We start from the raw sequence: 24609 nt of genomic DNA, 5'->3' as shown, positions 1-24609 counted from the left end.
GCCTACGCCGCCTCCCCCGTCGGGCCCCGCCCGATACGCTGAGACGGAGGGGGCACCATGACCGCACTGACCACGTCCGACGCCGATCGCGGCGCGGCACTCGAGGCCTGCGAGGCGGCAGGGCGTGTGGATGACGCGTTCCTCGCCCGGTTCGACGAGCAGTTCCCGCGGCTGCACGAGCTCTTCACCCGCCTCTACGGCGAGCGTGCCGACGGCAGGGAGCAGCTGGCGGCGACGGTGGCGGCGGCATCCTCCTCGTGGAACGCGCGTCCCCTCGATCTGAAGGTGCACGACGCACAGCGCGCCGCCGACCCCGAGTGGTTCCAGTCCGAGCGCATGCTGGGCGGTGTCTGCTACGTCGACCGCTTCGCCGGCAACCTCGCCGGCGTGCGCGAGCTGATCCCCTCGTTCCGCGAGCTCGGGCTCACCTACCTTCACCTCATGCCGCTGTTCGACGCTCCCCTCGGCGACAACGACGGTGGCTACGCGGTGTCGAGCTACCGGCGCGTGAATCCGAGCCTGGGCACGATGGCGCAACTGGCCGAGCTCGCGGCGGAGCTGCGGATGGCGGGCATCTCACTCGTGCTGGACTTCATCTTCAACCACACCAGCAACGAGCACGAGTGGGCGCAGAAGGCCGTGGCGGGCGATCCCGACTACGCCGACTTCTACCTGATCTTCCCCGACCGGGACATGCCCGACGCCTACGAACGCACCACGCGGGAGATCTTCCCCGACGACCACCGCGGCTCGTTCGTGCAGCTCGAGGACGGCCGCTGGATCTGGTCGACGTTCTACCACTACCAGTGGGATCTGAACTACGCGAACCCGGCCGTGTTCCGCGCGATGGCGGGCGAGATGCTGTTCCTGGCGAACCAGGGCGTCGAGGTGCTCCGGATGGATGCCGTGGCCTTCATCTGGAAGCGTCTGGGGACCTCCTGCGAGTCGCTGCCCGAAGCCCACCTGCTGCTGCAGGCGTTCAACGCGGTGCTCGCGATGGCCGCCCCCGGCATGATCTTCAAATCCGAGGCGATCGTCCACCCCGATGAGGTGGTCAGCTACATCTCACCCGAGGAGTGCGAACTGTCGTACAACCCGCTGCAGATGGCGCTGACGTGGGAGGCTCTCGCCACCCGCGACGGCCGGCTGTTGCAGCAGGCGCTGGATCGTCGCCACGAGCTGCCGCCCGGCACCGCCTGGGTGAACTACGTCCGCAGTCACGACGACATCGGTTGGACGTTCGCCGACGAGGATGCCGCGGAGTTCGGCATCGACGGCTACGCCCACCGGCAGTTCCTCAACCGCTTCTACACGGGCCGCCACGAGGGCACGTTCGCACGGGGCGTCGCCTTCCAGGAGAACCCCGCCACCGGCGATGCCCGCGTCACCGGGACGACGGCATCCCTGGCCGGCATCGAAGCCGGCGACCCCGGCGGGGAGGATCGCGTGATCCTCGCGCACGCGCTCGCCCTGTCGACCGGCGGCATCCCCCTGCTGTATCTCGGCGACGAGGTCGCCCAGCTGAACGACTACTCCTACGCCGACGACCCTGTCCGCCGGGGCGACACCCGCTGGCTGCACCGCGGCAATCGTCCGCGCGACGCCTACGCGCAGCGCGGCGACGACACCACACCGGCCGGACGCGTGTTCCGCCGGCTCACCAAGTTGATCTCGGTGCGTCAGCAGTCCCCGGAACTCGCCGGAAACACCCTCATCCCGTTCCACACGCCGCACGCCGCCGTCGTCGGCTACCAGCGCCCCGGGCCCGAGACGACGCTCCTGGTGCTGGCGAACGTCGGGGATGCCGAGGTCACGATCGATCCGCTCACACTGTCGGGCTTCGAGCGCACCGCGTTCGACCCCGTGCACGACGCGAGCGTCGACCTCGACGAGGGCGTCACGCTACGCCCGCACGGGTTCGTCTGGCTGCGCGTCACGCCCGTCTGACGGGTGTGACCTGAGGGGTCTCAGGCGCCGAGCAGCCCGCCACGCGGGCGGAACACTCCGGCCCGGGCGAGCGCGAGGTAGAGCAGGCAGCCGAGGCACACGCCGAAGGCGGCGTTGAGGAACGCGGCGACGAACGCCAGGGCCGCGGCGATCGGCAGGGCCCACGCGACGCCGGCCACGTGCAGCACGAGGCCGACCGTCACGACGACGAAGCCGATGACCTGCGCGAAGCGCGGAGGCCGCGGGTCTTCGAGGTCGACCGGCGGCTGCAGGCGCGGTCGGATGGCGACGCGGTACAGCGCACCCCACGGCGCCGTGCGCGGAGCAGCGAACCCCCACACGAACAGGAGATCGACCACGAGCAGCAGAACGAACGCGGGGTCCGAGACCCGCTCGGCGAGGGTCGTGCCCTCGCGAACGGCCGTCCCGAGCAGTGCGAGGAACGTACCGGCCAGCAGAAGCAGGGCGGTGATGGATGCCGCGAAGCGCGGACCCCGGGGATCGATACCGGCGGGGCGGACGGAGGCGGGAGCGGAAGTGGCCACGCAGATACGTTAGGTCGCCGCGCAGGCGCCGGGGCCGGGATCGTCACACTTCTTCACGCACGCGCGATCGCCGCTGCCGCCAGGGAACCAGAAAGGCCCGCGGCATGCAGCGGGCCTTTCTGGTTACTGTCTCAACACAGTGTGCGCCCGAAGGGACTCGAACCCCTAACCTTCTGATCCGTAGTCAGATGCTCTATCCATTGAGCTACGGGCGCAGTTTCCGGCACCTCTTCGAGGGCCGAGGACCAGCTTAGCCTACGCATCGGGATGTGACGAATCGAGGCCCTGCTGCTTCTGCTGAGCCGCGACGCTGCGTCGATGGGCGCGCAGTTTGGGAAGGTCCACGAGCCGCAGGGCCTGCATCCGCGCCGTGCGCATGCGCTCGTAGTCGGGATCGAGGTCGGGGCGCGCCGCCTCGATCCGCAGCGTCCGATCGATGTTGCCCGCGACCTCCGTCCACGCGGCATCCCGCGCGTCGAGGACGAGCCTGCGCAGCTCTTCGGCGTCGTCGGCGCGACGGCGCAGCTCGTGGGCGACGTGCAGCGACTGCTTCTGGCGGCGGCGCAGGTTGCGCACATCGCGGCTGCGATAGTCGTGCGTCCCATCGGAGTCGGTGTGGCGGCCTCGGGCCGCGCGGCGCTGTCGTTCGGTGCGTGCCGCGTCTTCCTCCGCTTCGGCGGCGAGGGTCTCCAGGGCCTCCTTGGCCTCGGGAAGATACCGATCGAGGTCGAAGTCCTCTCCCTCGGCGAGGATGTGGACGAGGATCGTGTTCTTCAGACTCAGCCGCGTCGCAGCGGACGCGATGTACAGCCCCTCCGCGACCACGTCACGGGTGCGTACGCGCTTCTCGTTGGCCACGGCATCCCCTCCCCTCGATCCTAGGGAAGACCGACGCCGCGGTGGAACGCGCGACGGGTGCTCAGGCCGGCGACGTGTACCGATCGGAGCTGAAGCCGATGATGAAGAATCCGATCGGGGCGAACAGCAGCAGCAGCACGATCGAGAAGAAGGCGCCGTGGCCGAAACCGCGGCCGATGCGGATCGCCACGATGATGAAGAAGACCACGTTGACGAGCGGAACGATCGCCAGCAGCCCCCACCACGCCGAGAATCCTGCGATCTTCACCTGGATGAACCAGTTCACGATAGGGATGAGGGCGAGGATGCCGGGGTATCCGGCCTTGCTGAACACCTTCCACATCGCCACGGCGAGCAGCACGTAGTAGACGACGAAGAGGGTGAAACCGGTGCCGCCGCCGAAGGCCGCCTGCCACTGGTCCAGAGTGCCGGTGTTGTTCACGGCGCCATCCTAGGGGCCGTGAACATCGGGCCACCAGGGTTCGATCCGGTTATCACGGCCACCGCACCGGCGGCAAGCCCTTTCGAGCCGCGGCGACCCTCCCTAGCCTGGAGGTCTGACCTGATGAAAGGAGTCGCCATGGGATTCATCGACGACGCGAAGGACGCGGCCGAGACGGCCGGCCGGAAGATCAAGGAAGGCTTCGAGGACACGGTCGACCGTGTCTCCGACAAGATCGACGAGGCGAAGGCCGATGCCGAGGTCAAGAAGGCCGAAGCCGAGCGCGACTCCGTCCACAAGCGCAACGAGATCAAGGAAGAGATCCGCGGCGACAACTGAGTCGCCGATCTCACGCCGAAGGGCCCCGACGCATCCGTGTCGGGGCCCTTCGGCGTGAGAGGGCGGCGGCTGCGCTCAGGCGTCCACGGCGGCGATACGCCACGAGGCCGAGACCGACCCGCCGGCGGGGATGACGATCAGCCCCGCGTCGTAGTCGTAACGACCGGCGTTGAAGGCGTCGGGAGCACACGTCATCGGCTCGACCGCGAGGCCGGCGCGATGACCGGGGTCGGGGCTGCCGTCGGCCAGGGGCGGACGGTCCGCCGTGTGGATCTGCACCCACGGGCATGCCTGGTCCCAGACCATCTCCACACCGGTTCCGGACGGGTCGACCAGTCGCACGGTCGCCACGCCATCCACGCGGGAGAGACCGGTGAAGGCGTGATCGATCTCCACCTCGCCCAGCACCCGCGGCGCACGCCAGTCGAAACGTTCCGAGCCGGCGACCTCGGCGAGCGCGATCGGGGCGAGCTGATGGTCGGTGACCTCGAGCACCTGCTCGGCGGGCAGCGTCAGCGTCCACGCGTCCAGCGGCGCGGAACCGGCCACCAGATACGGATGCGGACCGGTACCGAACGGCGCGGCATCCGCGCTCTCGTTGGTCGCCACGACCGTCTGGGTGAGGCCGTCTGCGCTCAACCGGTAGGTCGTCTCCACGCGCACACGCCACGGGTACCCCGACTGCGGCACGATCACGGCGGCCAGCGTCACCGCATCTTCGGTGCGGTCGACGACCGCGAAGTCGAGCCAGACCGCGAGGCCGTGCAGCGCGTTCGGGCGGCCGATGTCGCTGAGCGCGAGCTCGTGCGTGTGTCCGCCGAACGAGTACGCGCCGTCGACGACGCGGTTCGGCCAGGGAGCGAGCGTGGCGCCGCGGTAGCCGGGACGCACCTCGTCGGCCGCGAACGGCACGACCAGGTCGCGCCCGTCGACGGTGAGCGCACGCAGCGACGCGCCGACGCTGGCGATGTGCGCTTCGTAGGCTCCGAGGCGGAGGGTGAGGTCGGTGCCCGAGACGGGAACGGACGCGGTCGTCGGGGCAGGTGTCTGTGGCATCGTCAACATCGTAGTGTCAGGGCCGGTCGCCGGTGGCGATCGGCAGGTCGGGAGTATTCGACCACTGGCTCCAGGAGCCCGGGTACAGAGCCGCGTCGTGGCCCGCGACGGCGAGCGCGAGAACGGCGTGGGCAGCGGTGACGCCCGAGCCGCAGTACACGCCGACGGACTGCCCCTCCAGCTCGGAGTAGCGGGCACGCAGCACCTCAGCGGAAAGGAGGCGCCCCTCGGCATCCAGATTCTCGGTGGTCGGCGCGTTGCGGGCGCCGGGGATGTGTCCGGCGGCGGGGTCGAGCGGCTCGACCTCACCGCGGTAGCGCTCCGGGGCGCGTGCGTCCAGGAGCACACCGCCCTGTGCGAGGGATGCCGCGGCATCGATGTCGAGCCTTCGGCGCTGTCCCGCGTGCAGCGTCACGGTGCCCGGCGTGGGCGTCACATCGCCGGTCTCGAGGGCTCCCCCGGCGGCGCGCCAGGCACGCAGCCCTCCGTCGAGCACCCGGGCGGGAATGCCCGCATCCGTGAGCATCCACCAGGCGCGGGCCGCGGCGAACGAGTTCCAGTCGTCGTAGACGACGACCGTGTCGCCGTCCTCGACTCCCCAGCGGCGCACGGAGCGCTCGAAATCCGCCGGGGACGGAAGGGGATGACGCCCCTCGCTCGGCGCTCCGTGAACGGCGAGCTCGCCGTCCATGCGGACGTAGACGGCGCCGGGCACGTGGCCGTGCCGGTACGCCTCCTGGCCGTCAGGGGCATCGAGACGGTAGCGCACGTCGAGGACGATCGGCGGGGTGGGGGTGCTCAACTGGGCCTTCAGCTCGGAAGGCGCAATGAGGGGAGAGACGCTCATGGGAGCGAGGTTACGCGCGTGCGCGTACGGGCGGACACCGACGCTTCGGCATCCGCCCGCACGCTCAGGGGATCAACCCGAGATGCGACTCAGGTGGCGTCGACGCCAGATCACGGCCCCGCCCGCCAACAGGAGGAGCACTCCGGCGAACGCGCCCGCGAACAGCACACCCGACTGACCGCCGGTCGCGGCGAGGTTGGCGCCGCCTGCCGCGGGCGCCGGCGTCGCGGTGCCCGCGCCCGGATCGCCGCCTGCATCCCCGGCGGCGAGCACGGTGATCGCCGCCGAGGCGACCACCTCACCGTCGACCCGCACCTGGATGGAGTGACTTCCCGGCTCGAGATCGGACGGGATGACGACCTGTGCGGAGAACGCGCCGTCGACGACATCCGCCTGGGCCAGCGCCCGGTAGGTGCTCGCCACGCCGACCTCGACGCGCGGCACGGTGAAGTCGCTGCCCGTCACGGTGAGCGCGTCGCCGGCGCGGACCGAGGCCACGCTGAGGGCGATCGACGGGTCGTTCTCGACGGGCGCCTGCGCCGCCGTGAACGTCCAGTTGTCGACCTCGAACAGCGGGCCCGCGGCTGTGACGGCCGCGGTCTCGGGCTGGGCGAACACGAAGAACACGTCGTGCGTGCCCGTCGCGCCGGTGACATCGGCGGTGACCGTGGTCCACGCGCCGGCTGCTCCGTCGACCGGCAGCGTCGCGACGACCGGGCCGTCGACGTTGTCCAGGCGAACCTGCACCGAGGCGCCCTCGACGAGCGGCTTCACGTGCGCCGACACCGTCGCCGCGCCCTCGCCGAACGCGACCTTCGACAGCGCCGCGAAGTCGCCGTCGTCGATGCTGGACAGCGCCATGTTGCCGTTGCCGTTGTGCTCCGGGAACTCGACCGACGGCTGGGTCGTCGCCGTCGTCTTCACACCGAGCTGCCAGGCCAGCGTCTCGGCCTCGAACGTGCGGTACGGGTCGAAGTCCTCGACCTGCGCAACGCCCGCGCGGGTACCGACGATGGGCTTGATCGTGCCGTCCGCATTGAACTCGAGCTTGTCGATGTGCACCGAGCGGTAGCCCTGTGTCTGCCCCGACGTGCCGAGCGCCTGCGCCCACGCGGCCCCGCGCGTCTGCGCGTGGTACGTGAAGTAGGTCTCGCCCTTGTACGTGAACATGTCGGAGTGGTTGTTGCCACCATTGCCGTTTCCGAAGAACGTGCCCTGGTTCTGGAAGGCCACACCGGCGTACGTCGAGGCCGGCAGCTTCATCGGGTCATCGGTCATCATGTAGGCGATGCCGCCGCGCGACGGGTACTGCCCCGCAACCTCGTTCACCTGGAAGTTCGACGAGTAGGAGTAGTAGTACTTTCCGTCGTGCTTGAACATCGACGACGCCTCGAACATGCCGGGACCGTCGATCTCGACCGGGTCGCCGTCGAGGGTGACCATGTCGTCCTTCAGCTTCACGACGCGCGTCGACTTGGGGTTCTGCGGACCCTGGACGTTGGCACCCGAGCCGATGGTCGCGTTGCCGCCGAAGTACAGGTACGCCTGGCCGTCGTCGTCGATGAAGATCTCCGGGTCGAACAGCCACATACCGGCCGGGAACCCGCCGTTGTTGATGTAGCTCTGGGACACCTTGTCGGGGATGATCTTCTTGCCGACCGGGTCGGTCCACGGGCCGAGCGGCGAGCCGCCGACGACGACCGCGGTGCCGGTGCCGCTGTCGCAGAAGTACAGGTAGACCTTGCCATCCTTCTCGATCGCCGCGGGCGCCCACGAGTTGCGCGCCCACGGAGCCGCGCCGCCCTCGCGAGCGATCGGCACGGATCCGTGATCGACCCAGTTGACCATGTCGGTCGTCGACATGACGTTCAGCGTCGTGATCGCCCCGTACCCGTTCGACGCCGTCGGCAGGCCGTTGGCGTCCTTCGAGTTCGCCTCGTACTGCTGCGTGTCGTTGGTCGAGTAGATGTAGAGGCGACCGTTGTAGATGAGGTGGTGCGGGTCGGCGCCGAACTTGTGGCCCACCAGCGGGTTGTGGTCACCGATCGGCTTGGTCTGCACCTTCTCCAGCGAGGTGAAGCCGGGGCCGGCTGGAGCGTCCGAGATCTTGACGAGCGAGATCTCGTCGACCTGGAAGTCCTGGAGCGCGTTGGAGTTCCACGGGGTCTCGACGAACAGCCAGTCCATGCCGGGGTGGCGCTGGTCGGCGACGAAGTCCTTCGAGAACGATCCCCACTCGCCCTTGGCGAAGCTCTGACCACGATCGTCGCAGCCATTGAAGTTGGCCGGGCAGAAGGTGAAGTTGAACTGCTGGGTGTCGGGGCCCTCGGTGTACTTGAGCTTCGCGCTGAGGCGGTAGCCCGCCCCGGCCTCGAGCTTGCCGGTGACACTGGCGAACGGACCGGATTGCGTGTTCGTGCGGCCCGTGACCTTCAGCGCGTTCAGGCCGCTCGCGGCATCCGTCGTCAGCGTCAGCGTGCCGCCGCGCGAAGCCTGCCAGCCGGTGAAGCCGTCGACGAAGCGACCGTCGGGCAGCAGGTTGCCGGGAACGACCGGCACTTCCGGCACCGTGGGGGTCGTCGGCGTCGTGCTCTGAACCGTCAGCGATGCATCGTCGACGACGAAGGAGGCGACGGCCGTGTCCCACGGCGTCTCGACGAAGAGGTAGTCGTACGTGTCGACGGCCGGGGTGAAGGTCTTCGTGAGCGTGAGCCATTCACCCGACGTCGCCGTGCCACCGACCACCGGCGCGCACGCGCTGCGCGAGGCCGTGCAAAGGGTCACGTTGACGTTATGCGTCGCCGGGGTGCCGGTGTATTTGATCGACAGCGACAGATCGTAGGAGCGATCGGTCTTCAGCTGCCCGGTCACGGTCGCGGCCGGTCCGGACTGGAATCCCGTCCGGCCGGAGATCTGGATGGCCCCGGTGCCCGTCCGGGCATCGCTGCTGGCCGCAAGCGTGCCGCCGAACGGTGCGCTCCAGCCGGCGATGCCGGCTTCGAACGTGCCATTGCTCAACAGCTGCGTGGTTGCAGCCGTCGCCGGCGAGGTCGCGAGCGCCGACAGGACCAGCGCGCCGACACCGGCGAGTGCGCCGAGTCGGCGCAGCGCCGGCCGCGGAGAGGGTGTGGGTGGTTTTTTGTGATGACTCACGTCGATGACTCCTTTGATTGGGTACCTCGGTGCGCCCATCGGCAGGAGCCTCGACGTTCAGTGTGAGCACGCCTCGCGGGGTGTACACTTTCGCCGTTCCAGACCGAGGCGGCTTCGCCGCCCGTGCACAGTCAGGAACACTCCGACGACTCCTCGGACGGTGGGCGCACGCGAAGTGCATCGCGAGAACGTGCCGGCATGCACGCTCTCCCAATCCCCGTCCGGGGAGTCGTCCGGTCTGTGCGAAGACGGCGGCGCTCGGGTGAGCGACACTGCCCCCGACATCCCGTTCGGATGGAACGTTCGCGATGTTACCGGTACCACAAAGGGGCGGCAAGCCTGCCCTCACGCTTTGGACACCGGTTTCGACGGGTTATCGATAACAGGCCCCGCACCACCCCATGGACAACACGGGCGCCTCGGGTGCATACTTTCAGTATGGCTGAAGGTATCGTCGACGCGGCGCCGTCACGGCGCGAATGGATGGGGCTCGCGGTCCTCGCCGCCGGACTCGGGATGATCGTGCTCGACGGGACGATCGTGGGCGTCGCCATGCCCGACATCATCCGCGACCTCACACTCGACCTGACCGACGCGCAGTGGGTCTCGAGCCTGTACGCCGTGCTGCTCGCCGCGCTGCTGCTGTCCACCGGCAAGCTCGCGGACCGCTTCGGACGAAAGCTCCTCTTCCTTCTGGGCATCATCGTCTTCGTCGGCGGAAGCGTGTGGGCGGCGGCATCCGCGACCGGTGGCGCCTTGATCTCCGCCCGCGCCGTGCAGGCCGTCGGGGCCGCGTTCATCATGCCCTCGACACTCTCCACGGTGAACGCCGTCTTCCGCGGCCGCTACCGCGCCGCGGCCTTCGGGGTGTGGGGGGCCGTCATCTCGGGCGCCGCAGCGATCGGCCCGCTCGTGGGCGGCGCGCTCACCCAATACGCCTCCTGGCAGTGGGTGTTCCTCGTGAACCTGCCGCTGGGCGCCATCGTCTTCGCCCTCGCGCTGTGGGCGGTGCCCGAGACGCGCGGTGCCGGGTTCCGCCGCGGCGCCGACGTCGACGGCGCGCTCCTGTCGGCCATCGGTTTCGGCTCGCTCGTCTTCGCCGTCATCGAGGGACCCGACCTCGGGTGGTGGACACCCACGGCCGACCTGCGGCTGGGTGGCTGGGTGTGGCCCGCGACGGCGCCGATCTCGATCGTGCCGATCTGCCTCGCGGTCGCGGCCGTCGCGCTCACCCTGTTCGTCATCTGGGAGCGGCACCGCGAGCGCGTGCAGCGCGACGCTCTGCTGGACCTGCACCTCTTCTCGCTGCGCACCTTCTCGTGGGGCAACGTGACCGCCGCCATGGTGGCCGTCGGCGAGTTCGCGATCATCTTCGTCCTGCCGCTGTACCTCACGGCGGCGCTCGGACTGTCGATCATGCAGACAGGTCTGGTTCTGGCCGCCATGGCGTTCGGCGCGTTCGCCTCGGGCGCGGCCGCTCGACACCTCGCCGCGCGCTTCGGCTCCCCCGGCACCGTGCTGATCGGTCTGGCCCTGGAAGTCGTCGGCATCCTGATCCTCGCCGCGATCGCCACGGCGACCACGCCGGGGTGGCTCATCGCGCTGCCGCTCGTCGTCTACGGCCTCGGCCTCGGCCTCGCCTCGGCCCAGCTCACCGGAACCGTGCTGCGCGATGTGCCGGTGGAGATCAGCGGCCAAGGGTCGGCGACACAGTCGACCGTCCGCCAGATCGGCACGGCGCTGGGCACCGCCTTCGCCGGTGCCGCCCTGTCGGTCTCGCTCGCGCTGACCCTCCCCGGAGCGTTGACGGATGCCGGGATCACCGGCCCCGCAGCCTCCCAGCTCGCCGACGCGACCCGCACCTCGGCGGGCACCCTGATCTCACAGCTGCGCGCCGAGGGCTCCGCCAGCATGCTGGGATCGCAGACGGATGCCGCCGTGCAAGCACTGTCGGCAGGATTCGCCGACGCGACCCGCTGGTCACTGCTGCTCGCGTCGCTCTTCCTCATGCTCGGGCTCGTCGGCGCCGCGCAGCTGCGACGGTTCGCGCGCAGTTAGGCTCGGGACCATGCGTATCGCCGTGACCGGAGCATCCGGAAAGCTGGGAACCGTCGTCGTCCGTGAGCTGCGCGCGAGCGGCCATGAGGTCGTGGGGATGGACGTCGTCGGTGCCCGCGGCGCCGGGTTCGTGCAGGTCGACTTCACCGACTACGGGCAGACCGTCGACGCGCTGCAGGCCGTCAACGACCAGCACGACGGGCTCGACGCGGTCGTGCACCTCGCGGCCATCCCTGCTCCCGGCATCCGCTCCGACGTCGCGACCTTCCACAACAACATCGCCGTCACGTTCAACGTGATGTGGGCGGCGATCCGCCTCGGGATCACCCGCATCGTCACCGCGTCCAGCGAGACGGTGCAGGGCCTGCCCTTCGACGTGCCGCCGCCCTACATCCCCGTCGACGAGGCCTACGCCGCGCGTCCCGAATCGGTCTACTCCCTGGTGAAGCACCTCGAGGAGACGATGGAGAAGGAGCTCGTGCGCTGGCACCCCGAGGTGTCGGTCACCGCGCTGCGCTTCTCGAACGTCATGATCCCCGCCGACTATGCGGAGTTCCCGTCGTTCGACGCCGACGCGACGCAGCGCAAATGGAACCTCTGGAGCTACATCGACGCCCGCGACGGCGCCGCGGTCATCGCCCGCGCGCTCGAGGTGGCCCCCGCCGGCTTCGACCACTTCCTCATCGCGGCCGGCGACACCGTCATGAGCCGCCCGAACGCGGAACTCGTCGCGGAGGTCTTTCCCGACGTCGAGATCCGCGGCGAGCTCGGCGTCAACGACTCGCTGTTCTCGACCGCGAGGGCGCAGCGCCTGCTGGGCTGGTCGCCGCAGCACTCCTGGCGCGACGAGGTCTGAGCCGCGCGCGAGCGGTTCAGTTGGCGCGTCCGCCGGGAATGACGCCGCCGTTCCCGGCGCGAGCGCCAACCGAAGCGAGGGCGCGTCGGCTACAGCCACCCCTTGTCCTGCGCGATGCGCACGGCCTGGGCGCGATTGGACGCGCCCAGCTTGCCGATCGCGGCGGACAGGTTGTTGCGCACGGTGCCCGCCGACAGGAACACCTCGGCGGCGATGGCGGGCGCGTCGCGGCCGTCGGCGGCGAGCCGCAGGATCTGCCGCTCGCGTTCACTGAGGGGGTTCGCGCCCTCGAATAGGCTCGCCTCGGCGAGCACCGGGTCGACCACTCGCAGCCCGGCGTGCACCCGCCGCACCGCGTCGGCGAGATGCTCGACCGACGCGTCCTTGACGACGAATCCGGCGGCCCCGGCATCCAGCGCGGCACGAAGATACCCCGGTCGGGCGAACGTGGTGACGATGAGCACCCGGGTGCGCGGGCTGGCGGCGCGGATGCCGAGAGTCGCTTCGATCCCGTCACGGCCGGGCATCTGGATGTCCATGAGACAGACATCGGGCCGCACCGCCTCGACGAGGCGGATCGCTTCATCACCGTCGCCGGCGACCCCGACCACCGACATGTCCGGCTCGAGGTCGAGCAGCGCGGCCAGCGCGCCACGGAGCATTGCCTGATCGTCGGCGAGGACGATGCGGATGCGTCCGTCCGCGTCCGCGACGCTCACCACGTCACCTCCACCCTCGTGCCGCCCGAGCCTGCGGAGGTGACCGACAGGCGCGCGCCGGACATGGCGGCGCGTTCCCGCATCCCCCGCAGACCGTTCCCCTCGGGGCCACGCACTCCGCGCCCGTCATCGGCCACGAGGAGGCCGCCCGGGCGGATGCGCACCGACACCGCCGACGCCGCCGCATGACGGAGGACGTTCGTCGTCGCCTCGCGCAGGATCCAGCTCGCCGTGAGAGCCTGCGCGGGCGAGAGCGCCTCGGCATCCCCATCGACCGCGAACCCGACGCCCGCGGCACGCAGCACGTCACGGCTCGTCGCCAGTTCGTCGGCGAGCGTCGCACTGCGGATGCCGGCAACGGTCTCGCGCACCCCCGACAGCGCCTCCGCGGTGAGAGCCTCGATGTCGGCGAGCTCGGCGTCGGCGCGCTCGGGATCGGTGGCGATGAGTCGTCGCGCAAGCTGGGCCTTGACGCGCACGACCGTCAGCGAGTGGCCGATCAGATCGTGCACGTCTCGCGCGACGGCCTCCCGCCCCTCACTCGTCGCGAGCTCGACCTCCAGCTGCTGCGCCTGGACGGAGCGGACGATGAGCGCCGTGGTGACGGTGTTGACGGTGGCCAGGAGCACGATGATCGCGAGCACCGCCACATAGTCGACGCCGTCCGGCAACAGGATCACCGTCGCCGCCGCGACGGCGATCCCCGCGGCGACCGTGACCCAGTGCGCCGCGCGGGTCAGCCCGTACGAGGCGAAGGACATCACGAACGGCACGAAGCTCAGCGCATTGCCCGACACCGCCGGAATGGTCAGTGCGGCGCAGACGATCAGCGCGGCGAACGCCACCCACTGGATCGGCTTCGGCGGTGTGAGCAGCCCCCCTCCGTCGCCGCTCATCCCGTTGAGGAAGGCCGCGATGTAGATGAGCACGAAGGCGACGAGCGCACCCCAGCCCGTGACGACCCAGCCGGCGTCGGCGGGCGATCGAAGCAGGCCGAGAATCGGGTAGATGAGGAAGACGAGCCAGACGACGGCCATGACCCAGCCGTAGCGTTCCCACACCGAGTCGGCGCCCCGCTCCCGCACGCGCCCTGCCTCGCGACTCATACTCTCGACCCTACCGACGGGCGCGAGAGCGCTTGACACCGACGGCGACCAGCGCAGCGAACGCGACCAGCCACACGACGATGTTGAGGGCGATCGCCCACGGCTGGTCGCTCTGGCCGGTCGTGAGGACGCCGTCGGTGAGCGGCCAGCGCGCGAGCGCCACCACACCGTACATCGGCGTGAACCGGGCGATGTCGAGCATCGTGCCGTCCAACGGCATGAAGACGTTGCCGAAGAACCCGAAGAAGGTCAGCGAGATCGAGGCGAGCGTCGCCGCGCCGTCCGAACGGAACACGAGCCCCATCCCCAGCCCGTAGAGCCCGAACAGCAGCGCACCGCCGAGAACGAGAACCGCGGAGGCGGCCCAGCGCCATCCGTCCGACGCCTCCGCTCCCGTGGCGGCGCCGACCACGAAGACGAGCGCCACCGCGAGCGTCGCCGCCGCCAGCGCGGTGATCAGCTTCGTCGCCGCGTACCCGGCGGTGCGCAGCGGGGTCATGGCCAGCTGGCGTCCCCATCCCTGCGCCGCCTCGACGGCCGCCGTCGATGTCGCCGAGGTCATCGCCACCGCCGCACCGTAGGCCGCCATCGACACCATGACGTAGAAGCGGACGTTGCCGTGCCCGGCGGACGCCCCGCCGTAGGAGGCACCGGCACCGAATAGCAGGTACATCCCCACCGGCATCGCGAGAGTGAAGGCGAGCGTGTAGGGGTTTCGCATCTGACGCAGCGCCTCCACGCGCAGCATCGTGGGCGAGATCGTGAGCGCATGAGCCATGGGTCAGTCCTCCGTCAGTGCCGTGAAGGCGGTTTCGAGCGTGGGGGCCGTCACTTCGAGGTCGTGGGCGCCGGCGCGCAGCAGGGTGAATGCCGCGGCGTCGGCGTCTACGGCGCGCAAGTGAACGCGCCCGCCGTCCTCGCGAAGGTCGGTGATCCCCTCGGTCGCGGCCAGGACGCCGATCAGCCGCGCGGCGCCGTCGGCGGGCAGGGTCGCGGCCACGGTGCGGGCGCCGAGGCTCGCGCGCAGCTGCGCCGTCGGCGCGTCCGCGACGATCCGCCCGCGGTGCATCACGACCGTGCGGCGTGCGAAGTGCTCCGCCTCCTCGAGGTAGTGGGTGGCGAAGATGATCGTGCGCCCGGCATCCGCCTGCGCTCGCATCACGTCCCAGAACCGCTGGCGCGCCGTCACGTCCATGCCCGCGGTCGGCTCGTCGAGCACGAGGATGTCGGGATCGGCCACGAGCGCCAGCGCGAAGCGCACCCGTTGCTGCTCACCGCCCGAGCACCTCGACACCCGACGCCGAGCGAGCGACTCGAGCGCCGTCTGCCGCATCACCTGCGGCACCCGTCGCCGGGCCGCACGCCCGTGCAGCGAGGCGATCACCTCGACGCTCTCGCGCACCGTGATGTCGCCGAGCAGCCCCCCGGTCTGCAGGACGGCGGCGATGCGCCCGGATGCCGCGGCATCCGCCGCCCGCTGCCCGAGCACCCGCACCGTGCCCGCGGTCGGCTCGACCAGCCCCAGCAGCATGTCGAGGGTCGTGGTCTTGCCGGCGCCGTTGGGTCCCAGCAGGGCCACGATCTCGCCCCGGTGAACGGTGAGGTCGACGCCGTCGACCGCGCGCACGGCGCGCTCGCCGAGACCGAAGGAGCGCTCCAGGCCGTCGAGGCAGAGCACCGTTTCGATCTCGCGAGAAGGCGACATGCGGGCAAAGTCAGGCGGGGCGAGGATCACGGGCTCGGTCGTCATACCCCCCAGCCTGGCGGCGCGGGGACCACGGATCAGGAGGGCCCTGTCACGCGTGCGACGTGAGACGTGTCACGTCGCGGAGCACCACTCACCGCGCGGCGACGGCGGCCTTCGCCGGTCTCCCCCGCTTGGGCCGGTCGGACGAGAGACCCCGCGCGAGCGACACGGACGACGGGCCGGAGAGCCTGTCCTCGACGTGTGCGAGCCAGCGCACCTCCGACTCGGCGGCGAACAGCGACGCCGACAGCGGCAGCGCTGCCACCACGGATGCCGGGTCGCCGCCATCCACGGCGACGTAGCGCGCCGTCAGCTCGTCGAGCCGCCCCTGCGAGGCTTCGCGCTGCGCGCGCACCAGGTGCAGCACATCGACGCCGGGCAGGGTCGCTGCGAGCGCGACCTTCAGCGCCAACTCGTCGCGGGTCGTTTCTACCCGCTCCACGGGAGAGTCGAACCACTCGCGGACGGCGGCGGAACCGGCATCCGTGATGCGCCAGTACACGTGACCCTCGGCGTCGACGTCATCCTTGGAGACCAGTCCGTCGCGCTCCAGGCGCTCCAGGGTGTTGTAGATCTGGCCGACGTTCAGCGAGGCCGCTCCGGTGCGTCGAGTGAACTCGGCGCGCAGCTGATAGCCGTAGCACGGAGCTTGATCGAGGATCGCCAACAGGCTCTGACGCACCGACATCCGCGTTCCCCCGACCTTCGATTATGTGATTTCTCAGTATATGCATACGCGGAAACTCCCCCGGCGCCGCGACAACAGGGTCGCCGACCGTCGTCAGTCCTCGGACCGCAGCCGCACCGCGAGCGCCGCCGCCGTTCCCACCGCCGCGCCGACGAGCGTGTCGACGATGCGCTCGACGGCGAGGGGCAATGTCTCCGCCGCGCCCGTCGCCGCGCCGATCAGCAGCAGCACGAGCGGCGTGATGAACACGAGCGCGAGCGCGTAGTGGCGCACCACGACCATCTCGATCGCGAACTGCAGCACCCCCAGCAGCAGGCCGAGCGCCCAGACGGGCAGAGGAATGAACGCCAGCACGAGATACAGCCCGCCGCCGACGACCGTGCCGACAGTGCGGTGGATGCCGCGCGTCGTCGCATCCCTCCGCCCCACCGGCAGCCCGACCACGGCGAGCCCCGCGCAGACGATCCAGTACGAGCGCGCCGGGTCGACGACCACCGCGGCGGCCACTCCCGCGACACCCACGATCGCGGCGCGCAGCGTCAGCGTCTGCGCGAGCGCCGACCACCGCAGCGGAAAGAGCTCGCCGAGCGGACGCGGCTGCTCCCGGCGGTACCGCGGCAACAGCAACGGCGCGGCGACCAGCAGACACGCGAACACCCCCGACGCGGCGACGATGGTGAGGTAGACCGCCGGGTCGACGACACGCACGCCCCCATGGGGCGAGGTGATCTGTGCAGACAACCCGAACACGAGCACGAAGAACACCGGTCCGGGCGGCCCGAGCGAGACGGCACCGGCCAGCGCCGACGCGACGACCGTCGTGACCAGCACACCGCCGAGCACGAAGGGCACGCCGCCTGCGGCCGCGAGGGTGCCCGACGCGGCGCACACCCACAGCGCCAGCGCCAGCAGGGGCGCCACGCGTGCACGCTCTCGCGGTCGCAGCCAGCCGCCGTAGATGACGGCGAACGCCCCGGTCGCCGACAGCAGCGCGAGATTCGCGTAGCCGGATGCCGCGAGCACCACGATCGGCACGGTCATCGCGAGCCCCGCCTGCAGCGCCAGCGGCCAGCGCCGTCCGCGCGCAGGACCGAACGTCGCAAGGCTCCGCGCGACGTGGGCCGCCTCGGCCCGCACGCGGTCACCGAAGCGGGCGGGCGGAGTGGACGACGGCATCCCTCCATTGTCGTCTGGCGCTCGGCCGGATTCGCCCGGTTCGCACAGCCCGCGCCGAGGAGCGCTCGCTACGGTCGACAGCATGGAAGCGATCTCGCACCCCCTGTCCATCTCGACCGACGAGGGAGTGGCGACGTTCTCCGCCGAGCAGCTGCGGATGATGCGCGACGAGTTCCAGCGCTTCCTGCTGGAGTACCAGTTCGGCCTGCGGGAGGTCGAGACCAAGCTCGGCATCCTCCGCGACGAGTTCCTGCTGATGCACGACTACAACCCGATCGAACACGTCTCCAGCCGGGTGAAGTCGGCCGACAGTCTCGTCGACAAGATCACGCGCAAGGGTGTCGACCCCAGCTTCGACGCGATCCGCGCGGCGATCACCGACATCGCCGGCATCCGGGTGACGACGAGCTTCACGAAGGACGCCTACCGCCTGTTCGACCTGCTCACGCAGCAGGACGACATCACCGTGCGGGAGGTGAAGGACTACATCGCCCACCCCAAGGCCAACGGCTACAAGAGCCTGCACGTGATCGTCGAGGTTCCCGTCTTCCTCTCGTCGGGACGCGTCGACGTCGCCGTCGAGGTGCAGTTCCGCACGATCGCGATGGACTTCTGGGCGAGCCTCGAGCACAAGATCTACTACAAGTACGCCGGCGCGGTTCCCGACGGTCTGCTCGCCGAGCTCAAGGAGGCCGCCGAGTCGGCATCCCTTCTCGACGCCCGCATGGAACGGCTTCACGGCCAGCTCCACGGCCCGGCCTCGGCGACGATCCGGGCCGTCTGAGCACGCCGGCGCAGAGCGTGGACGCATGAGCGAGGACCCGCGCCTGGAGGCGGCGCGCTACCGGATCGGGCAGGAGGCCCGCGCGTCCGGGGACAATCCCGCCGCGGACGGCGCCGACGATGCACCTCCGCGCGCGCACGGCACGCCCACCGCCCACGAACGCGCGTTGTACGTCGAGACGGCCATCCAGCAGGCGATCCGCCGCGGAGACTTCGACGACCTGCCCGGCGCGGGCAAGCCGCTGGAAGGCCTCGGCGATCACCACGACCCCGACTGGTGGATCCGCCGCAAGATCCAGAACGAGCGCCTCACCGGCCTCGGTCCTGCCGCGCTGATGCTGCGCACCGAGGATGCCGAGTTCACACAGACCCTCGACGCCCTGACGCGCGACGCCGACGTGCGCGCCCACGTCGAGGACTTCAACCGCCGCGTGGTCGAGGCTCGCCGCCAGCTCCAGGGCGGTCCGCCCGTCGTGACGGCCACCCGCGACGTCGACGCCGAGGTCGCCGCGTGGCACGAGCGCCGGCGGCAGCGCGCCGCGGCGGCATCCACCCCGCCGTCGGAGTCCGAGCCTCGGCGCCGGCGGCGTCTGTTCCGCAGGCGCTGAGCCCGCCCGGCCGGGCCCGCGTCGGATGACAACGGATGCGGAGACGGGCAACAGATGCGGAAAGGAGAAACCCCCCGCATCCGAATCCGTTGACGGTTTCCGCATTCGCGTGCGCCGACGCCGGCGCCGACGCAGTGCCGGGAGCCGGATGCCGGTAGCCGGATGCCGGGGGCCGAGTGGCGGACCCGGCTCAGCCGATCGCGGCCCGCCAGTCCTCGAGCAGGCCCGCCGTGGTGCGCGTCTGCGCCCACGGCATCTCGGGAGCCTCGGTGCGGCCGTCCCGCAGGGCCAGGATCGTCGCATCGGCCTCGACGGCCATGGGGCTGGACGTCTGCGTGTGGATCCGCTCGACGGTGCCGTCGGGGCGGCGCAGCACGGCGTCGGCGGTCGAGACCACGCGACTGCCCCAGACGTTCTCGATCTCGAGGACGCCCTCCGCTGCGCGCACCACCGCACGGCGGGGAAGGTCCGCGGTGATCGCGGTGGCGATGCGCGCCTCGAACCCGCCGAACGCGACGGTGGCCCGGGCCTGCTCATCGACGGCGCCGACGACGCCGTCGGCATCCACGATCACGGGCGGGTGGTCGATGCCCGCCCATGCGGCCAGCCCCACGGCGAGGGATGCCGGGTAGCACCCGACGTCGAGGATCGCGCCGCCGGCCGTCGCCGGGTCGAACAGACGCCCATCGTGCGCGTCGGCGGTGAAGCCGAGCGTCGACTCCACCGACCGCAGCTCGCCGATCGCGCCCGACGAGATGAGCTGGCGAAGACGCTCCGCGAACGGACCGAAGCGGTACTTGAACGCCTCGACGACGGGAAGCCCGACGCGCGCAGCGTGGGCGAGCACGGCCTCCGTCTCGGCGACCGAGATGCCCAGCGGCTTCTCGCACAGCACCGCCTTGCCCGCATCGAGCGCGGCGTGGGCGAGCTCGGCGTGGGTCGTGTGGACGGTGCCGATGTACACGGCATCCACGTCGTCGCGCGCGAGCACCTCGTCGTACGTGCCGGCGACCGCAGCGCCGTAGCGGTCGGCGAACTCACGCGCCCGGATGCCGTCGCGCGCGCCCACCGCGTGCAGGACTCCGTGTTCGGCGTGCGGCAGCGCCGCGAGGAAGTCACCCGTGATGACGCCGGCGCCCAGGACCGCCCAGCGTGCTTTGTCGCTCATGGTTCCACGCTAGCGGCGCCGGGCCGCGCGCCGGTGCCGCGCGGATGCGGACGCGGATGCGGATGCGGATGCGGACGCGGATGCGGATGCGGTCAACGGAAGCGGAGATTGCGCGGCGCCTGCTCCGAATCCGTTGTCACTGTCCGCATCCGTTGTCGCTGTCCGCATCCGCGCGCGTGGCACCTCCGCCGACGGACGACGCCGGCCGAGGGGATGCCGCGAAGTGTTACGGCCGATCCGTCACAATCGCCCGCGTCGCCCTAATCTGTGCTGGTGAGCACGCAGCCCGACAGCGCCGACTACGGTTTCGACACCCGACAGGTGCACGCCGGCGAGGTCGACGAGCGCAACCACGGCGCGCGCATCACCCCCATCTACCTGACGGCCGCCTATCGCTTCGACTCGTTCGCGCAGGCCGAGGACCGCTTCACGGGCGCCGAGACGGGTCAGCTGTACTCCCGCAACCTCAATCCGACCCACGAGGTCGCCGAGCGTCGCATCGCCTCGCTCGAAGGAGGGACCGGGGCGATCGTCGTCGGCTCGGGCCAAGCGGCGATCACGGCGCTGCTGCTGGGCCTCGCCGGTGCGGGCGAACGCCTCGTGTCGACCGCGAGCATCTACAGCGGCACGCGCATCCTGTTCGATCGCACCTTCGCGCGACTGGGCGTGTCGACCGATTACGTCCGCGACGCTGCGGACGAGGACGAGTGGGAGCGGCGGATCACGCCGCAGACGAAGGCGATCTTCGTCGAGACGATCCCCAACCCGAAGAACGACCTCGTCGACGTCGCCGCGGTCGCTCGCATCGCACAGCGGCACACGATCCCGCTGATCGTGGACAACACCGTCGCGACCCCGTACCTGATCCGCCCGCTCGAGCACGGCGCCGATGTCGTCGTGCACTCCTCGACGAAGTTCCTCACCGGGCACGGCGCCGCCCTGTCGGGTGTGATCGTCGACGGCGGCCGCTTCGACTGGGCCGGCTCGTCCCGCGATTACCCGGGGCTGACCGCGCCGGCCGCCCCGGGCCGCCCCGCGCTCGTGGACAGCCACGGCGAGCGCGCACTCGAGGCCTACCTGCGCTTCGGCATCGTCAACGACCTCGGCGCCGCTCTGTCGCCGGTCAACTCGTTCCTGCTGCAGCAGGGCATCGAAACCCTGTCGCTGCGCATGGCGAAGCACCTCGAGAATGCCGAGACCGTCGCCGCGTGGCTGACGACGCACCCCGCCGTGGAGAGCGTCGACTTCGCGGCTCTGCCCACGAGCCCCTTCCACCGCATCTCGCAGGAGCGTTTCGGCGGCCACGCCGGATCGGTGTTCGCCTTCACCGTCCGGGGCGGACGGGCCGCCGCGGAGCGCTTCTTCGACAGCCTTCGCCTCATCAGTCGCATGACGAACATCGGCGATGTCCGCTCGATGGCCCTGCATCCGGCGACGACGACGCACGTGTCGTTCCCTCCCGAAGAGCGCGAGCGTCTGGGCATCGGCGACGGGCTCATCCGCCTCTCGATCGGCATCGAGACGGCATCCGACCTCATCGCCGACCTGGACCGGGCCCTCGCCGCAGCCTCTTCCTGACGGTTCACGGCTCCGGACATGTCGCCGTATTGCGTCTGACGGAGCCGGCCTGCGCCAGGGCGTTTACCGTGGAGATATGACCTCGTCGCCCACCGCACCGATCGCCGTGCCGGTCGATGCCCCCGCGCACCACACCACCGACCTCACCTCACCGGGCTTCTCGTCGTCGCTGTCGCCCGACGAGTTCAAGGCGCTCTTCCGCGGCCACCCGGGCGGCGTCGCCGTCATCACCGCCGACGCTGGCGACGGACCGGTCGCGCTCACCGCGACGAGTGTCGCGAGCGTGAGCGCCGAGCCTCCCCTGCTGATCTTCTCGGTGTCGGCCCTGTCGTCGTCGGCCGCCGTGCTCGCGAAGGCCGAGACGGTCGTCGTCCACCTGCTCGACGCCCACGACCTCGACCTCGCCCGCCTCGGCGCCACCAGCGGCGTCGATCGCTTCGACGGGTCGCAGCCGTGGTCACGTCTGGTCACCGGTGAGCCGGTCTACCACGATGTGCGGGCGTGGGTGCGGTGCGCCGTCATCGAGCGGATGGATGCCGGCGGCTCCACCGTGTTCGCGGCGCACGCGCTGCAGTCCCAGCTTGAGCGCGACGTCGCCCCGGGCGAGCCCGGCGACGCGCTGGTCTACCACAACCGCACCTGGCACCGCCTCGGCGAGCACTCGCGCATCTCCTGACGCCCGCCCGGGCACCGAACGCGACAGGTTACGGCGCCGGTGGCCGCGCGACCAGAAGCTCACCGCGGCCGCTGGCGACCACATCGCCCTCTGCCGCCGCGATCAGCCACGTCGTTCCCGCACGCGCGTCGGCGCCGCCGATCACCACCTCGCCCGCCGTGACGACCACGACGGCGAAGCCCGCAGCGACGACGGCCGAGCCGTCGAGGACGTGACGCTCGAGGCGGAAGTACGCGTCCGCCGCTGCGGGAAGCACCGGCCCCTCGTTCCCGACCGGCGCCGGGTGGACGAGCCCGGCGATCTCGGCGGCGCTGCGCGCCCGACGGTTGACGGCGGTCAGGGCGCGGTCGAAGCCGATCCCCACGTGGCCGTCGGCTGCTCCGTCCAGCGCGAAGCCGCGCCACTCGAGCAGGATCGAGAGGTCTTCGGGCTGCTGCAGCTCGAGCAGCAGCACCCCCTCGCCGATCGCATGCAGCTCTCCGGGCGGCACCCACACCACGTCGCCCGCGTGCACGTCCACGCGGTGCAGCAACGCCAGCATCTCGTCGGTCTCCTGACGCGCCACCATCCCCGCCAGGCGGTCGGCAGCGATGTCGTCGCGCAGCCCGAGGTGCACCGTTCCGCCGGAGAGGATGTACCAGGCCTCGGCCTTGCCGTGCGCGCGGCCGAGATGAGCGGCCGCGAAGGCATCGTCGGGGTGGGCGTGCACCGGGAGGCGCTGGCCGGCATCGAGGAGCTTCACGAGCAGACGCGTATCGGCGCCCCACCGCTGCGCGTGCGCACGGCCCAGCCAGTGCACGGGGTCGGCCGTGACGGCGTCGCGCAGCAGGATGCCGGCACCGCCCGGACCGTCGGGGAGCACCGTCAGGCCCGTCCGCGCCTCGCCGGCCACGGTCGTCGTGGAGGCGATCCAGTCCTCCGGCTCGCGTCCGGCCGGTGGCGGCTCGGCGCGGAACGCGCAGATGCGGGCGCCGCCGCGGTAGAAGCGGTCCGCGGGGCGGTTCGAGGGCAGCCGGATCGGCATGACGATCGCCGTCAGAGCGCCGACACCGCGTCGGCGGCGGCACGCGTGACCGACAGGAATCCGCCGACGAAGCTGTCGCCGAGACCGATGGTGGTGGGCGTCGCCGTGTCGACCACGACGGCGGCCACCCCCGCGGCATCCGGCCGGGACGCCTCGATCGCCGCCACGACGCGGACGCCGTCCGGATGCCGCGGCAGTCGCCCGGTGTCGTCGAGGTCGGCCGCGTCGAACACATCGCCGAGACGGTAGCGCGTGCCCGAGACCCGGACCGCCGCCTCGAGGGCGGAGCGGTGGCGCCGCGCGCGGGGGCCGACCGCGATCGACCAGAAGCGCGTGTGCACGACGAGCGCCGGCACCGGGATGAGCCGGTGCGCCTCGGCGAGGGCGGCGTCGACCTGCGCGGGATCGCGCAGGTCGACGGTCCGACCGACGTACTCCTGCAGCTCGTCTTCGTTCATGCCGTAGACGTCGATGCGCGTCAGCAGGCGATCGCGGGCGATCGCTGCGAACTCACGGCGATAGAACCCGGCATCCTCGTAGTAGACCAACGCCTCGGCCGGAAGATGCCCCATCGCCGCCCACAGGTCGTCCAGACGCGCGGCCAGCAGGTCGGCATCCTGCATCGTGTTGAACCCCGACACGAGGAAGGCGTCGGCGTCGCGCAGGCGCTCGCCGAGCTGGGGGGCGATCGCCATCTCGCGGTTGGGGCGATCGTTGGCGACGATCACGCGGTTCGCCGACGGTGCCACGATCTCCCCGTCGGCGAGCGCGACGACGGCCCCCGCGGGGTACTGCACGATCAGGTGCGGGTCGAGGGTGTCCGCCGCGGCGGAGCACACCCAGTCGATGATCGGCGGCATGAGCCGTCGCACGTTGTCGTCGATGCTCACGAGGTGCTGCGTGCTCGGGATGCCGAGGTGCGCCAGCGCGATTCCCGCGCGCACACCCGTCCCGCCCAGCGTCACCGCCGTGTCGAAACGCGCCGCGAAGGCGTCGAGCAGGTCGGAGGAGGCGGCGAACCGCTCCCCTCCGACGCCGCGTTCGAGCAGACCGAGGATCGCGACGATGAGCGCACGCTCGTCCTCGATGGGCGCCGCGCTCACCAGCTCGTCCCGCCGCACGCCGTAGTGGCGGGCCAGAGTGCTGATGATCGCGGCATCCCACCGGATCTCGTAGTCGACGGTGCCGCCGAGTCCGAGGACGAGTCGCGCGCTCATGGTGTCGATGATCTCCCG

Annotated in this window: 23 protein-coding genes and 1 tRNA gene; 8 read left to right on the top strand and 16 right to left on the bottom strand. The window is 70.8% G+C overall.

Annotation, left to right across the window (positions count from 1 at the left end; translation table 11 throughout):
- Positions 1-57: 57 nt before the first annotated feature.
- On the top strand, positions 58-1947 hold the full coding sequence (locus DEU37_RS02255) for an amylosucrase (protein WP_121189058.1): 1890 nt from the start codon (positions 58-60) through the stop codon (positions 1945-1947).
- 20 nt (positions 1948-1967) lie between these two features.
- Here DEU37_RS02255 and DEU37_RS02250 read toward each other — a convergent pair whose 3' ends face one another.
- The 4 genes from DEU37_RS02250 to DEU37_RS02235 all read right to left on the bottom strand — a co-directional run bounded on the left by DEU37_RS02250 (position 1968) and on the right by DEU37_RS02235 (position 3792).
- Positions 1968-2492, bottom strand: a complete 525-nt coding sequence (locus tag DEU37_RS02250; protein WP_121189057.1) for a DUF4395 domain-containing protein — start codon at positions 2490-2492, stop codon at positions 1968-1970.
- Positions 2493-2634: 142 nt separating this feature from the next.
- Positions 2635-2707: transfer RNA gene (locus DEU37_RS02245), tRNA-Arg, on the bottom strand.
- Between the two features lie 40 nt (positions 2708-2747).
- Entirely contained in the window at positions 2748-3350 is a 603-nt protein-coding gene (locus DEU37_RS02240) for an asparagine synthase (protein WP_121189056.1), read from the bottom strand.
- A gap of 61 nt (positions 3351-3411) precedes the next feature.
- Positions 3412-3792 carry a DUF5684 domain-containing protein gene (locus tag DEU37_RS02235; RefSeq protein ID WP_121189055.1) on the bottom strand — a complete coding sequence of 127 codons (381 nt, stop codon included), beginning with the start codon at positions 3790-3792 and terminating at the stop codon, positions 3412-3414.
- A gap of 138 nt (positions 3793-3930) precedes the next feature.
- Between DEU37_RS02235 and DEU37_RS02230 the strand changes: the two genes are divergently transcribed.
- A complete protein-coding gene (locus DEU37_RS02230) occupies positions 3931-4131 on the top strand; it encodes a hypothetical protein (protein WP_036288227.1) in 201 nt (66 codons plus the stop codon).
- A gap of 75 nt (positions 4132-4206) precedes the next feature.
- On the opposite strand, the gene DEU37_RS02225 is transcribed toward DEU37_RS02230, so the two are convergent.
- The 3 genes from DEU37_RS02225 to DEU37_RS02215 all read right to left on the bottom strand — a co-directional run bounded on the left by DEU37_RS02225 (position 4207) and on the right by DEU37_RS02215 (position 9187).
- The gene (locus DEU37_RS02225) at positions 4207-5187 is read right to left on the bottom strand and encodes an aldose 1-epimerase family protein (protein ID WP_121189054.1); all 981 of its coding nucleotides are present in this window, start codon (positions 5185-5187) and stop codon (positions 4207-4209) included.
- A 16-nt stretch (positions 5188-5203) separates the two neighbouring features.
- Positions 5204-6034 carry a sulfurtransferase gene (locus DEU37_RS02220; protein WP_121189053.1) on the bottom strand — a complete coding sequence of 277 codons (831 nt, stop codon included), beginning with the start codon at positions 6032-6034 and terminating at the stop codon, positions 5204-5206.
- A 72-nt stretch (positions 6035-6106) separates the two neighbouring features.
- Positions 6107-9187, bottom strand: a complete 3081-nt coding sequence (locus DEU37_RS02215) for a family 43 glycosylhydrolase (RefSeq protein ID WP_259457105.1) — start codon at positions 9185-9187, stop codon at positions 6107-6109.
- 438 nt (positions 9188-9625) lie between these two features.
- On the opposite strand from DEU37_RS02215, the gene DEU37_RS02210 reads away from it, so the two are divergent.
- Entirely contained in the window at positions 9626-11245 is a 1620-nt protein-coding gene (locus DEU37_RS02210; RefSeq protein WP_183043558.1) for an MFS transporter, read from the top strand.
- 10 nt (positions 11246-11255) lie between these two features.
- The gene (locus tag DEU37_RS02205; protein ID WP_121189052.1) at positions 11256-12101 is read left to right on the top strand and encodes an NAD(P)-dependent oxidoreductase; all 846 of its coding nucleotides are present in this window, start codon (positions 11256-11258) and stop codon (positions 12099-12101) included.
- 89 nt (positions 12102-12190) lie between these two features.
- Here the strand turns inward: DEU37_RS02205 and DEU37_RS02200 are convergent, their stop codons facing one another.
- The 6 genes from DEU37_RS02200 to DEU37_RS02175 all read right to left on the bottom strand — a co-directional run bounded on the left by DEU37_RS02200 (position 12191) and on the right by DEU37_RS02175 (position 17537).
- On the bottom strand, positions 12191-12823 hold the full coding sequence (locus DEU37_RS02200) for a response regulator transcription factor (RefSeq protein WP_121189051.1): 633 nt from the start codon (positions 12821-12823) through the stop codon (positions 12191-12193).
- On the bottom strand, positions 12817-13926 hold the full coding sequence (locus DEU37_RS02195; protein WP_121189050.1) for a sensor histidine kinase: 1110 nt from the start codon (positions 13924-13926) through the stop codon (positions 12817-12819). Before DEU37_RS02195 ends, DEU37_RS02200 begins: the two co-directional genes overlap by 7 nt.
- 10 nt (positions 13927-13936) lie before the next feature.
- Positions 13937-14704, bottom strand: a complete 768-nt coding sequence (locus tag DEU37_RS02190; RefSeq protein WP_121189049.1) for an ABC transporter permease — start codon at positions 14702-14704, stop codon at positions 13937-13939.
- A gap of 3 nt (positions 14705-14707) precedes the next feature.
- Complete coding sequence (locus tag DEU37_RS02185; protein ID WP_121189615.1) at positions 14708-15631, bottom strand: ABC transporter ATP-binding protein; 924 nt, start codon at positions 15629-15631, stop codon at positions 14708-14710.
- 133 nt (positions 15632-15764) lie between these two features.
- Positions 15765-16361, bottom strand: a complete 597-nt coding sequence (locus DEU37_RS02180) for a PadR family transcriptional regulator (protein WP_121189048.1) — start codon at positions 16359-16361, stop codon at positions 15765-15767.
- 93 nt (positions 16362-16454) lie between these two features.
- Entirely contained in the window at positions 16455-17537 is a 1083-nt protein-coding gene (locus DEU37_RS02175) for an FUSC family protein (RefSeq protein ID WP_121189047.1), read from the bottom strand.
- 82 nt (positions 17538-17619) lie between these two features.
- Here DEU37_RS02175 and DEU37_RS02170 point away from each other — a divergent pair, with 82 nt between their 5' ends.
- Both DEU37_RS02170 and DEU37_RS02165 read left to right on the top strand, forming a co-directional pair.
- Positions 17620-18321: a GTP pyrophosphokinase family protein gene (locus DEU37_RS02170; protein WP_121189046.1), complete on the top strand. Its 702-nt coding sequence runs from the start codon at positions 17620-17622 to the stop codon at positions 18319-18321.
- A 25-nt stretch (positions 18322-18346) separates the two neighbouring features.
- Positions 18347-18928, top strand: a complete 582-nt coding sequence (locus tag DEU37_RS02165; RefSeq protein ID WP_121189045.1) for a DUF1992 domain-containing protein — start codon at positions 18347-18349, stop codon at positions 18926-18928.
- A gap of 190 nt (positions 18929-19118) precedes the next feature.
- Here DEU37_RS02165 and DEU37_RS02160 read toward each other — a convergent pair whose 3' ends face one another.
- Positions 19119-20096 carry a Gfo/Idh/MocA family protein gene (locus DEU37_RS02160; protein WP_121189044.1) on the bottom strand — a complete coding sequence of 326 codons (978 nt, stop codon included), beginning with the start codon at positions 20094-20096 and terminating at the stop codon, positions 19119-19121.
- A 267-nt stretch (positions 20097-20363) separates the two neighbouring features.
- Between DEU37_RS02160 and DEU37_RS02155 the strand changes: the two genes are divergently transcribed.
- Positions 20364-21674 (top strand): O-acetylhomoserine aminocarboxypropyltransferase/cysteine synthase family protein, encoded by a 1311-nt coding sequence (locus DEU37_RS02155; RefSeq protein WP_121189043.1) that lies wholly within the window; start codon positions 20364-20366, stop codon positions 21672-21674.
- Between the two features lie 76 nt (positions 21675-21750).
- A complete protein-coding gene (locus tag DEU37_RS02150; protein WP_121189042.1) occupies positions 21751-22350 on the top strand; it encodes a flavin reductase family protein in 600 nt (199 codons plus the stop codon).
- A 28-nt stretch (positions 22351-22378) separates the two neighbouring features.
- Here the strand turns inward: DEU37_RS02150 and DEU37_RS02145 are convergent, their stop codons facing one another.
- Both DEU37_RS02145 and DEU37_RS02140 read right to left on the bottom strand, forming a co-directional pair.
- Positions 22379-23374: a class I mannose-6-phosphate isomerase gene (locus DEU37_RS02145; RefSeq protein WP_121189041.1), complete on the bottom strand. Its 996-nt coding sequence runs from the start codon at positions 23372-23374 to the stop codon at positions 22379-22381.
- A gap of 11 nt (positions 23375-23385) precedes the next feature.
- Complete coding sequence (locus DEU37_RS02140) at positions 23386-24591, bottom strand: ADP-dependent glucokinase/phosphofructokinase (protein ID WP_121189040.1); 1206 nt, start codon at positions 24589-24591, stop codon at positions 23386-23388.
- Between the last annotated feature and the right edge of the window lie 18 nt (positions 24592-24609).

This window comes from Microbacterium sp. AG790, assembly GCF_003634765.1.
Lineage (GTDB): Bacteria > Actinomycetota > Actinomycetes > Actinomycetales > Microbacteriaceae > Microbacterium.
This window is presented reverse-complemented; position numbering and strand designations above follow the sequence as displayed.

Excerpts from the sequence above, each read along its gene's own strand:
- DEU37_RS02205 (WP_121189052.1), top strand. The coding sequence starts at position 11,256 with ATGCGTATCGCCGTGACCGGAGCATCCGGAAAGCTGGGAACCGTCGTC.
- DEU37_RS02255 (WP_121189058.1), top strand. The coding sequence starts at position 58 with ATGACCGCACTGACCACGTCCGACGCCGATCGCGGCGCGGCACTCGAG.
- DEU37_RS02180 (WP_121189048.1), bottom strand. The coding sequence starts at position 16,361 with ATGTCGGTGCGTCAGAGCCTGTTGGCGATCCTCGATCAAGCTCCGTGC.
- DEU37_RS02230 (WP_036288227.1), top strand. The coding sequence starts at position 3,931 with ATGGGATTCATCGACGACGCGAAGGACGCGGCCGAGACGGCCGGCCGG.
- DEU37_RS02225 (WP_121189054.1), bottom strand. The coding sequence starts at position 5,187 with ATGCCACAGACACCTGCCCCGACGACCGCGTCCGTTCCCGTCTCGGGC.
- DEU37_RS02220 (WP_121189053.1), bottom strand. The coding sequence starts at position 6,034 with ATGAGCGTCTCTCCCCTCATTGCGCCTTCCGAGCTGAAGGCCCAGTTG.
- DEU37_RS02185 (WP_121189615.1), bottom strand. The coding sequence starts at position 15,631 with ATGTCGCCTTCTCGCGAGATCGAAACGGTGCTCTGCCTCGACGGCCTG.
- DEU37_RS02190 (WP_121189049.1), bottom strand. The coding sequence starts at position 14,704 with ATGGCTCATGCGCTCACGATCTCGCCCACGATGCTGCGCGTGGAGGCG.
- DEU37_RS02170 (WP_121189046.1), top strand. The coding sequence starts at position 17,620 with ATGGAAGCGATCTCGCACCCCCTGTCCATCTCGACCGACGAGGGAGTG.
- DEU37_RS02175 (WP_121189047.1), bottom strand. The coding sequence starts at position 17,537 with ATGCCGTCGTCCACTCCGCCCGCCCGCTTCGGTGACCGCGTGCGGGCC.
- DEU37_RS02195 (WP_121189050.1), bottom strand. The coding sequence starts at position 13,926 with ATGAGTCGCGAGGCAGGGCGCGTGCGGGAGCGGGGCGCCGACTCGGTG.
- DEU37_RS02150 (WP_121189042.1), top strand. The coding sequence starts at position 21,751 with ATGACCTCGTCGCCCACCGCACCGATCGCCGTGCCGGTCGATGCCCCC.
- DEU37_RS02140 (WP_121189040.1), bottom strand. The coding sequence starts at position 24,591 with ATGAGCGCGCGACTCGTCCTCGGACTCGGCGGCACCGTCGACTACGAG.
- DEU37_RS02210 (WP_183043558.1), top strand. The coding sequence starts at position 9,626 with ATGGCTGAAGGTATCGTCGACGCGGCGCCGTCACGGCGCGAATGGATG.
- DEU37_RS02160 (WP_121189044.1), bottom strand. The coding sequence starts at position 20,096 with ATGAGCGACAAAGCACGCTGGGCGGTCCTGGGCGCCGGCGTCATCACG.
- DEU37_RS02165 (WP_121189045.1), top strand. The coding sequence starts at position 18,347 with ATGAGCGAGGACCCGCGCCTGGAGGCGGCGCGCTACCGGATCGGGCAG.
- DEU37_RS02145 (WP_121189041.1), bottom strand. The coding sequence starts at position 23,374 with ATGCCGATCCGGCTGCCCTCGAACCGCCCCGCGGACCGCTTCTACCGC.